The sequence below is a fragment of the Streptomyces sp. NPDC057010 genome (genome assembly GCF_042673805.1).
Classification (GTDB): Bacteria; Actinomycetota; Actinomycetes; order Streptomycetales; family Streptomycetaceae; genus Streptomyces.
This window is the reverse complement of sequence record NZ_JBHUSC010000002.1, coordinates 26,916-36,751: the sequence shown is the minus strand read 5'-3', so window position 1 is coordinate 36,751 and position 9,836 is coordinate 26,916. Positions and strand designations below refer to the sequence as shown.

The following is a 9,836-nucleotide window of genomic DNA, read 5'->3' as shown; positions in this document are numbered from 1 at the left end:
TCCGCCTCCGCGGCGGCCTCGGCCTCGGCCGCAGCAGCAGCCTCCGCTTCGGCCTTCGCCTTGGCCTCGGCTTCGGCCCTCGCCTTCGCTTCCGCCTCGGCCGCAGCCTTCGCCTCGGCCGCAGCCTTCGCCTCGGCCGCAGCCTTCGCCTCGGCTTCAGCCTTCGCGGCAGCGGCAGCGGCAGCGGCCTCCGCCTCGGCGGCCAGCGCGGCCAGCTCGGCCTCCGTCGGACCCGGGGCCTTCACCGAGTCCAGCAGCAGCTGGGCCACGTCCACGACCTGCACGGACTCCTTGGCCTGGCCCTCGTTCTTCTTGCCGTTCACCGAGTCGGTCAGCATGACGAGGCAGAACGGGCATGCGGTGGAGACGATGTCCGGGTTCAGGGACAGGGCCTCGTCGACGCGCTCGTTGTTGATGCGCTTGCCGATCCGCTCCTCCATCCACATCCGCGCGCCACCGGCGCCACAGCAGAAGCCCCGCTCCTTGTGGCGGTGCATCTCCTGCTGCCGCAGCCCCGGAACGGCCGACATGATCTCGCGCGGCGGCGTGTAGACCTTGTTGTGCCGGCCCAGGTAACACGGGTCGTGGTACGTGATCAGGCCGTCCACCGGCGTGACCGGCGTCAGCCGGCCCTCGTCGATCAGGTGCTGGAGCAGCTGCGTGTGGTGGATGACCTCGTACTCGCCGCCCAGCTGCGGGTACTCGTTCGCGATGGTGTTGAAGCAGTGCGGGCAGGTCGAGACGATCCGCTTCGCGGACTTCGGCTTCTTCGTCGACGGGTCCTCGTCGTCCTCGCCGAAGGCCATGTTCAGCATGGCCACGTTCTCCTGGCCCAGCTGCTGGAACAGCGGCTCGTTGCCCAGGCGGCGCGGCGAGTCACCGGTGCACTTCTCGTCGCCGCCCATGATCGCGAACTTGACGCCCGCGATGTTCAGCAGCTCCGCGAAGGCCTTCGTGGTCTTCTTGGCCCGGTCCTCCAGGGCGCCCGCGCAGCCGACCCAGTACAGGTAGTCGAACTCCGAGAGGTCCTCCGCGTCCTTGCCGATGATCGGGACCTCGAAGTCGACCTCCTTGGTCCACTCGACGCGCTGCTTCTTGGCCAGGCCCCAGGGGTTGCCCTTCTTCTCCAGGTTCTTGAGCATCGTGCCCGCCTCCGACGGGAACGCGCTCTCGATCATCACCTGGTAGCGCCGCATGTCGACGATGTGGTCGATGTGCTCGATGTCGACCGGGCACTGCTCGACGCAGGCGCCGCAGGTGGTGCAGGACCACAGCACGTCCGGGTCGATGACGCCGTTCTCCTCGGCGGTGCCGATCAGCGGGCGCTCGGCCTCGGCCAGCGCCGCCGCCGGGACGTCCTTCAGCTGCTCCGCGGAGGCCTTCTCCTCGCCCTCCATGGTCTTGCCGCCGCCGGCGAGCAGGTACGGGGCCTTGGCGTGCGCGTGGTCGCGCAGCGACATGATCAGGAGCTTCGGGGACAGCGGCTTGCCGGTGTTCCAGGCCGGGCACTGCGACTGGCAGCGACCGCACTCCGTACACGTGGAGAAGTCGAGGATGCCCTTCCAGGAGAACTGCTCGACCTGGGAGACGCCGAAGACGTCGTCCTCGCCCGGGTCCTCGAAGTCGATCTGCTTGCCGCCGCTGGTCATCGGCTGGAGGGCGCCGAGGGCGGTGGAACCGTCCGCGTTGCGCTTGAACCAGATGTTCGGGAAGCCGAGGAAGCGGTGCCAGGCGACACCCATGTTGGTGTTGAGCGAGACCGTGATCATCCAGGTGAAGGACGTGACGATCTTGAGCGCCGCGAAGAAGTAGGTGAGGTGCTGCAGCGTGCTCAGGCTCAGCCCGTCGAAGGCGGCGATCAGCGGGTACGAGGCGAAGAAGCCCGGCTCCCAGCTGGTCACGTGGTGCTGGACGCCCTCCAGTGCGCGCAGCGTCATGATGCAGACGCCGACGATCAGGATGACGGCCTCGACGAAGTACGCCTGGCCCGTCTTGGAGCCCGTGAAGCGCGACTTGCGTCCTGCCCTGCCCGGCCGGCTCAGCTGCCGGATCACGATCAGGGTCACGATGCCGAGCACGGTCATCAGGCCGAGGAACTCGGTGAAGATCTCGTACGGCAGCCAGTCGCCGATGATCGGGATCAGCCAGTCGGCCTGGAAGAGCTGCCCGAAGGCGTTGACGATGGTCAGCAGCAGCGAGAAGAAGCCCACCGCGACGAACCAGTGCGCGAACCCGACGATGCCCCAGCGGTTCATGCGGGTGTGGCCGAGGAACTCCTTGGCCAGCGTGATGGTGCGCTGCTTGGGGTCGCCGGTGCGCGTGCCCGCGGGCACTGGCTGGCCGAGGCGCACGAAGTGGTAGATCTGCGCGATGGCACGGCCGAACAGCGCGACGGCTACCACCGTGATGACCAGCGACACGATGATCGCGGCGAGTTGCATGGGAGGGCTCCTCGGGCGGCACTTACTAAGCGGTAACTTATGGAGTCAAGGCTTGAGGTTACCCATTCCCGACGCCGCAATGTAGCCGAGCGTGCGGTGATCTGTGTCGCTCAGGCATGCCTTTGCCGGTAGGCCGCCCGTGGGGTTTGCGCCAGGATCACCAGGTCCATCCCCAGCCAGTGGTTCTCCACATAGTGTCGGTCCAAGAGGGCCATTTCCTCCCAGGGCAGGTCGGAGCGTGCGCTGACCTGCCACAAGCCCGTCATTCCAGGGCGTACGAGCAGCCTGTCGGCGCGGTCCGTACGCGGCTCCGGGCGGGGCCCGACCAGGGACATCTCCCCGCGGAACACGTTGAGCAGCTGGGGCAGCGCGTCCAGCGCGCAGCCCTCCACCGCGGCTCCGACGCGACCGGCCGGGGCGGTGCGGAACCTCCACGTCCGGAACGGCCGCCCGGCCAGGCCCGCCGCCGGCTCCCGTACGAAGACCCGGCCGCGCTGGGTCACGCCGAGCACCGCTGCCGCCGCGGCCAGAGCCGGTGCGAGCAGGACCAGCAGGATCGCCGCTCCGGCGAGGTCGGCCACCCGTTTCGCGGGCGGGGCGGTGAAGGTGGGCGGCATGCCAGCACCGTGCCGTACGCCTCCGGCGGGCGCGGGATGGCGCGCGGCCGGGGGGTCCGGCACGAACCCGTTCGGGTGCGGCGCGGCCGTCGGGCTCCGCCCGGACCCGGAGCAAGGTTGCGCGTAAGCGACAGCTAAAGGTTGAGCCCCTCCGGCTCAGGTCTGTTGACGCCTGCGCGGCGGTACGGCATCCTTGAGTCTGTTCCACTCAAGTCAGCTGGAGGAATCGAAATGGCACGTGCGGTCGGCATCGACCTGGGCACCACTAACTCCGTCGTCAGCGTTCTGGAAGGCGGCGAGCCCACCGTCATCACCAACGCCGAGGGCGCCAGGACCACGCCGTCCGTCGTCGCCTTCGCCAAGAACGGCGAGGTCCTCGTCGGCGAGGTGGCCAAGCGCCAGGCGGTCACGAACGTGGACCGGACCATCCGCTCCGTCAAGCGCCACATGGGCACTGACTGGAAGATCAACCTGGATGGCAAGGACTTCAACCCGCAGCAGATGAGCGCCTTCATCCTGCAGAAGCTGAAGCGCGACGCCGAGGCGTACCTGGGCGAGAAGGTCACGGACGCGGTCATCACCGTCCCGGCCTACTTCAACGACTCCGAGCGCCAGGCGACGAAGGAGGCCGGCGAGATCGCGGGCCTCAACGTCCTGCGCATCGTCAACGAGCCCACGGCCGCCGCCCTGGCCTACGGTCTCGACAAGGACGACCAGACCATTCTCGTCTTCGACCTCGGCGGCGGCACCTTCGACGTGTCGCTCCTCGAGATCGGCGACGGCGTCGTCGAGGTCAAGGCCACCAACGGCGACAACCACCTCGGCGGCGACGACTGGGACCAGCGCGTCGTCGACTACCTGGTGAAGCAGTTCAACAACGGCCACGGCGTCGACCTGTCCAAGGACAAGATGGCGCTCCAGCGTCTGCGCGAGGCCGCCGAGAAGGCGAAGATCGAGCTGTCCTCCTCCACGGAGACCTCGATCAACCTGCCCTACATCACGGCCTCCGCCGAGGGCCCGCTGCACCTGGACGAGAAGCTCACGCGCGCCCAGTTCCAGCAGCTCACCGCGGACCTGCTCGAGCGCTGCAAGACCCCGTTCCATAACGTCATCAAGGACGCCGGCATCCAGCTGTCCGAGATCGACCACGTGGTCCTGGTCGGCGGCTCCACCCGCATGCCGGCCGTCGCCGAGCTCGTCAAGGAGCTCACCGGCGGTCAGGACGCCAACAAGGGCGTCAACCCGGACGAGGTCGTCGCCATCGGCGCGACCCTGCAGGCCGGTGTGCTCAAGGGTGAGGTCAAGGACGTCCTGCTCCTCGACGTGACCCCGCTGTCCCTCGGCATCGAGACCAAGGGCGGCATCATGACCAAGCTCATCGAGCGCAACACCACGATCCCGACCAAGCGGTCGGAGATCTTCACGACGGCCGAGGACAACCAGCCGTCGGTGCAGATCCAGGTCTACCAGGGTGAGCGCGAGATCGCGGCGTACAACAAGAAGCTCGGCATGTTCGAGCTGACGGGCCTGCCGCCGGCCCCGCGCGGTGTCCCGCAGATCGAGGTCTCCTTCGACATCGACGCGAACGGCATCATGCACGTGACCGCGAAGGACCTCGGCACGGGCAAGGAGCAGAAGATGACCGTCACCGGCGGCTCCTCGCTCGGCAAGGACGAGGTCGACCGCATGCGCCAGGAGGCGGAGCAGTACGCGGACGAGGACCTCCGTCGCAAGGAGGCGGCCGAGTCCCGCAACCAGGGCGAGCAGCTCGTCTACCAGACGGAGAAGTTCGTCAAGGACAACGAGGACAAGGTCCCGGCCGACGTCAAGACCGAGGTCGAGGCGGCCGTCGCCGAGCTCAAGGAGACCCTGAAGGGCGAGGACACGGCCGAGATCCGCACCGCGACCGAGAAGCTCGCCGCGGTCAGCCAGAAGCTCGGCCAGGCCATCTACGCCGACGCCCAGGCCGCTCAGGGTGCCGCCGGCGCCGAGGGCGCCCAGCAGGCCAAGGCCGACGACGACGTCGTCGACGCCGAGATCGTCGACGACGAGAAGCCGAAGGGCGGCGCTGCCTGATGCCGGAGGAGACCCCGGGCTTCGAGGAGAAGCCCGAAGTCCCCGCCGACGGCACGCCCGAGGAGCCGAAGGCCGCCGACTCCGCCGACAAGGCGGAGGAGGCGGCTCCGGCCGGGGACACAGCACAGGACGTTGCGCTGCTGGCGCAGCTGGACCAGGCCCGTACCGCGCTCAACGAGCGCACCGGGGACCTCCAGCGGCTCCAGGCGGAGTACCAGAACTACCGCCGCCGGGTGGAGCGGGACCGGATCACCGTCAAGGAGATCGCGGTCGCGTCCCTCCTGACGGAACTGCTCCCGACCCTGGACGACATCGGCCGGGCGCGGGAGCATGGCGAGCTGGTCGGCGGCTTCAAGTCGGTGGCCGAATCGCTGGAGACGGTCGCCGCCAAGATGGGTCTCCAGCAGTTCGGCAAGGAGGGCGAGCCCTTCGACCCGACGATCCACGAGGCCCTGATGCACTCGTACGCGCCGGACGTCACCGAGACGACCTGCGTGGCGATCCTCCAGCCGGGGTACCGGATCGGCGAGCGTACGATCCGCCCCGCGCGGGTCGCGGTGGCCGAGCCCCAGCCGGGCGCGGCCCCGAAGTCCGAGTCGGCCGAGGCCGACACGCCCTCGGACAAGGACACGGATGCCCCCGACAAGGGCTGATGTTGGAACAGTAGTAAGAGCAGGAGAAGGACGAGAGGAGGGACACCGGGGATGAGCACGAAGGACTTCGTCGAGAAGGACTACTACAAGGTCCTCGGTGTCCCGAAGGACGCCACCGAGGCCGAGATCAAGAAGGCGTACCGGAAGCTCGCGCGCGAGTTCCACCCGGACGCCAACAAGGGCGACGCCTCGGCCGAGGAGCGCTTCAAGGAGATCTCCGAGGCGAACGACATCCTCGGCGACGCGAAGAAGCGCAAGGAGTACGACGAGGCCCGCGCCCTGTTCGGCAACGGGGGCTTCCGCCCCGGCCCGGGCGGGGGCGGCGGCTCGTTCAACTTCGACCTCGGCGACCTCTTCGGGGGTCAGCAGCCGGGCGGCGCGGGCGGCGGCTTCGGCGGCGGCCTGGGCGATGTCTTCGGCGGCCTGTTCAACCGCGGCGCCGGCGCCGGTGCGGGCACCCGCACCCAGCCGCGCCGCGGCCAGGACATCGAGTCGGAGGTGACCCTCTCCTTCACGGAGGCGGTGGACGGGGCCACGGTCCCGCTCCGGATGTCCTCGCAGGCCCCCTGCAAGGCCTGCTCGGGCACCGGCGACAAGAACGGCACCCCCAGGGTGTGCCCGACCTGCGTCGGCACCGGACAGGTCTCGCGGGGCAGCGGCGGCGGCTTCTCGCTGACCGACCCCTGCGCGGACTGCAAGGGCCGCGGCCTGATCGCCGAGACCCCCTGTGACGTCTGCAAGGGCAGCGGTCGCGCCCGCAGCTCCCGCACCATGCAGGTCCGGATCCCGGCGGGCGTCTCCGACGGCCAGCGGATCCGGCTGCGCGGCAAGGGCGCGCCGGGCGAGCGCGGCGGTCCCGCCGGCGACCTCTACGTCGTCGTGCACGTCGGCTCCCACCCGGTCTTCGGCCGCAAGGGCGACAACCTGACGGTGACGGTGCCGGTGACCTTCGCCGAGGCGGCGCTGGGTGCCGACATCAGGGTTCCTACCCTGAACGGCCCCCCGGTGACGCTGAAGCTGCCGCCGGGCACCCCCAACGGCCGCACCATGCGGGCCCGCGGCAAGGGCGCGGTCCGCAAGGACGGCACCCGCGGTGATCTGCTGGTGACGGTGGAGGTCGCGGTTCCGACGGAGCTGTCGGACAAGGCCCGTGAGGCGCTGGAGATGTACCGCGAGGCGACGGAGTCGCAGGACCCGCGTTCCGCGCTGTTCGAGTCCGCGAAGGGAGCATGACATGGACGGCCGCCGGCGACAGTCCTCCCGTCTGGGCGGGGGCTACCAGCTCACCGACGAGACCCCGGTCTACGTGATCTCGGTGGCCGCCCAGCTCTCGGGCCTGCATCCGCAGACCCTGCGCCAGTACGACCGGCTCGGTCTGGTCTCCCCGGACCGTACGGCCGGCCGCGGCCGGCGCTATTCGGCCCGTGACATCGAACTGCTCCGCACGGTGCAGGCGTTGTCCCAGGACGAGGGCATCAACCTGGCGGGCATCAAGCGGATCATCGAGCTGGAGAACCAGGTCGCCGCGCTCCAGCAGCGCGTGGCCGAGCTCTCCGCCGCCGTGGACGGCGCCGCGGCCGCGCTCCAGGCCCGCGAGGCCCAGGTGCACGCCTCCTACCGGCGCGACCTGGTCCCGTACCAGCCGCCGCAGCCGGGCAACGCCCTGGTCGTCTGGCGTCCCGCGCCCAAGCGCCCGATGGACTGACCGGGCGGCAGCCCGCAGCACGCACGAAGGCCCCGCCGGGGAAACCCCCCGGCGGGGCCTTCGTACGGGCTCAGAGGCCCGGCTCGCGGCCCGGCCCCGCAACCTGGCCCAGGATCCCCGACTGGGCGATGAGGAAACCGAGCTGGGCGCGGCTGCCGCTCCCCAGGGCGGTGGCCAGCTTGGCGATGTGCGCGCGGCACGTCCGTACGTTCATGCCCAGCCGGCGCGCGATGGCCTCGTCCACGTGCCCCTCCACGAGGAGTTGGGCGATGGACCGCTGCACGCCGGAGATCCCCGACGGCGTCGGGTCGTACGGGATCTGCTCGTTGAGCGGGGTGGCCCGCCGCCACAGCTGCTCGAAGACCCGGACGAGGTAGCGCACGAGGGCCGGGTGGCGCAGTTCCAGGGCGATCTGCTGGTCGTCGCTGGCGGGGATGAAGGCGACCGACTCGTCGCAGATGATGAGCCGTTCGACGAGCTCCTCCAGGGTGCGGATCTCGACCTTTCCGCTGGCCATGCGGTCGACGTAGGCCATCGTGCCGCGGCTGTGGCGCACCGTGTGCTGATAGAGGGTGCGCATGCTGACGCCGCGGCGGATGAGCGGCTGGTCCCGCTCTATCGCCTGGTTGAGAATGTTTTCCGAACGCCCGCCGCCCGGTTGAATGGTCAGCATTTCGGCCTGGCACTCGGCGGTGGCCACATTGAGCGCCGCGTTGATCCTGTTGAATCCCTCCAGCACGGTGATGGCGTGCGTGGGCGCGGGAGTCAGCGCACTGATGGCCATGAATGGCTCAAACGCTTCGGTGAGCTCTATGGAGGAGCGCCGGCGTTGCAGGATCTCCCGTTCCAGCGGGTGAAGTCGCTGGGCGAGTGCCACCGAAGGCGGAACCGGGCGAAGCCAGTTGTCGTCATCGGGATCAGGGTGCAGCAGCGCGAATTCCAGCAGGCAGGGCGTCTGCTCGACTTCCTCGCGGGCGATTCGGCCGGAGCTGAGCGCGCTGGCGTACAGCTCGGCCCCGAGATCGCACAGGTCCGTCACCGCATGGGGATGTGTCTGGTTCGTGCGCATAATCGGCAAATCTCCCACCCCCAGGGTCCTGCATGTACAGGAACATGATGCATCGCCACGGTGGCAATGGCGTGGCTCGATAAGTCATCGTCTGAGATGCGGGGGAGAGGAATCCATCAAGTGAGGACAACGTCGACCATGTACAAGAAATTGGCTCGCTCGGTGGCTGCCATTGCTCTCTCTACGGCCGCTGCTGTCGGTGGAATCTCGCTCGCGGACAGCGGCTGGGGCAGCGCTCCCGCCGACAGTGGTTGGGGTGCCGGTCCGATCGGCAATGACAGCGGATGGGGATCTCCCGGCAAGGATGACAGCGGCTGGGGCAGCGCGCCGGTGGGCGCGCAGTCCGACAGTGGCTGGGGTGTGGGTGGGAAGTCTTCGAACGCATGACCCCCGACGACCGCGGTTTCCGCCGCGAAATGGCCTCCGCCTATCGGTCCGGATGGCAGTTCATCGACCTGGCCACCGCGATCCCGTACCCCGGGGACTCGCTGATGGTCACCCTGTTCGGCCAACCGATCGTCGTCGTGCGCGAGGAGGACGAGGACGTACGTGCGTACCGGTGCCTGCGCCGCCCGCGGGGCGCGCCGCAGCCCGTCCGCTGCGAGGTGCGCTACGGAATGGTCTTCGTCAATCTTGATCAGCGCGACCACCAGCTCTTCGAACCCGATATCACCACCGCCACCCCCCGCAGTGCCTGAAGCGATTCCCCCGTCGTTGCAGATCGCTCAGGTGCTACCCCCACACAACGGCGCCATCGTGGACCTGACCACGATGGCGCCGTTGTGCTGTCCGCGTACAGATGCGGACCGGACAAGATGAAGAAGCAACGGCCGGACCGCGTACGGCCGGCTACGCGCGCCCCATGGCCCGGTCCAGCGTGATCTCCATGACCACCCGGTCGGGATTGGGCGAGGGCATCCGCCCGTACCGCTCGGCGTAGCGCGCCACCGCGTCGGCGACCGACGCCTCGTCCGTACGGATCACCGCGCGCCCCTCCAGCGTGGCCCAGCGGCGCCCTTCCATCTGGCAGACCGCGACCCGGGCCCCGCCCGGCTGCGCCGCCTGGGCCGCCAGGATGTTGCGCACCTTCTTGCTGTGCTTGTTGCTGATCACCCGGGCCAGACCGGCCTCCGGGTCGTAGGTCACGCCCACCGGCACCACGTGCGGCGTGCCGTCGGGGCGGGGGGTGGTCAGCGTGCAGACGTGCCGCTCCCGCCAGAAGGCGAGGTACTCGGGCGTCGGGTTGAGTACGTCATGGGACATGGCCGAAGGGTA

9 protein-coding genes are annotated in these 9,836 nt (G+C 69.3%); 5 read left to right on the top strand and 4 right to left on the bottom strand.

What is annotated here, in order from left to right; all coding sequences use genetic code 11:
- Nucleotides 1–2,441 (bottom strand): (Fe-S)-binding protein (locus ACFTXQ_RS02670; protein ID WP_382635182.1); only part of this gene is annotated, 2,441 nt, incomplete at its 3' end.
- Nucleotides 2,442–2,551: 110 nt separating this feature from the next.
- Nucleotides 2,552–3,058 (bottom strand): sugar transferase, encoded by a 507-nt coding sequence (locus ACFTXQ_RS02665; protein ID WP_382635180.1) that lies wholly within the window; start codon nucleotides 3,056–3,058, stop codon nucleotides 2,552–2,554.
- A 231-nt stretch (nucleotides 3,059–3,289) separates the two neighbouring features.
- Between ACFTXQ_RS02665 and dnaK the strand changes: the two genes are divergently transcribed.
- The 4 genes from dnaK to ACFTXQ_RS02645 are packed head-to-tail and all read left to right on the top strand — an operon-like array spanning nucleotide 3,290 to nucleotide 7,492.
- Complete coding sequence (dnaK, locus tag ACFTXQ_RS02660; RefSeq protein WP_382635178.1) at nucleotides 3,290–5,134, top strand: molecular chaperone DnaK; 1,845 nt, start codon at nucleotides 3,290–3,292, stop codon at nucleotides 5,132–5,134.
- Nucleotides 5,134–5,787 carry a nucleotide exchange factor GrpE gene (gene grpE, locus ACFTXQ_RS02655; RefSeq protein WP_382635176.1) on the top strand — a complete coding sequence of 218 codons (654 nt, stop codon included), beginning with the start codon at nucleotides 5,134–5,136 and terminating at the stop codon, nucleotides 5,785–5,787. The genes dnaK and grpE overlap by 1 nt, the downstream gene beginning before the upstream one ends.
- Before the next feature lie 51 nt (nucleotides 5,788–5,838).
- A complete protein-coding gene (gene dnaJ, locus ACFTXQ_RS02650; RefSeq protein ID WP_382635174.1) occupies nucleotides 5,839–7,020 on the top strand; it encodes a molecular chaperone DnaJ in 1,182 nt (393 codons plus the stop codon).
- Nucleotide 7,021: 1 nt separating this feature from the next.
- Nucleotides 7,022–7,492, top strand: a complete 471-nt coding sequence (locus ACFTXQ_RS02645) for a heat shock protein transcriptional repressor HspR (RefSeq protein WP_382635172.1) — start codon at nucleotides 7,022–7,024, stop codon at nucleotides 7,490–7,492.
- Nucleotides 7,493–7,562: 70 nt separating this feature from the next.
- Here ACFTXQ_RS02645 and ACFTXQ_RS02640 read toward each other — a convergent pair whose 3' ends face one another.
- Nucleotides 7,563–8,561 (bottom strand): helix-turn-helix transcriptional regulator, encoded by a 999-nt coding sequence (locus tag ACFTXQ_RS02640; RefSeq protein ID WP_382635170.1) that lies wholly within the window; start codon nucleotides 8,559–8,561, stop codon nucleotides 7,563–7,565.
- Between the two features lie 383 nt (nucleotides 8,562–8,944).
- On the opposite strand from ACFTXQ_RS02640, the gene ACFTXQ_RS02635 reads away from it, so the two are divergent.
- Nucleotides 8,945–9,259 carry a (2Fe-2S)-binding protein gene (locus ACFTXQ_RS02635; protein ID WP_073917230.1) on the top strand — a complete coding sequence of 105 codons (315 nt, stop codon included), beginning with the start codon at nucleotides 8,945–8,947 and terminating at the stop codon, nucleotides 9,257–9,259.
- A 151-nt stretch (nucleotides 9,260–9,410) separates the two neighbouring features.
- Here the strand turns inward: ACFTXQ_RS02635 and ACFTXQ_RS02630 are convergent, their stop codons facing one another.
- Complete coding sequence (locus ACFTXQ_RS02630; protein WP_382635169.1) at nucleotides 9,411–9,824, bottom strand: pyridoxamine 5'-phosphate oxidase family protein; 414 nt, start codon at nucleotides 9,822–9,824, stop codon at nucleotides 9,411–9,413.
- Between the last annotated feature and the right edge of the window lie 12 nt (nucleotides 9,825–9,836).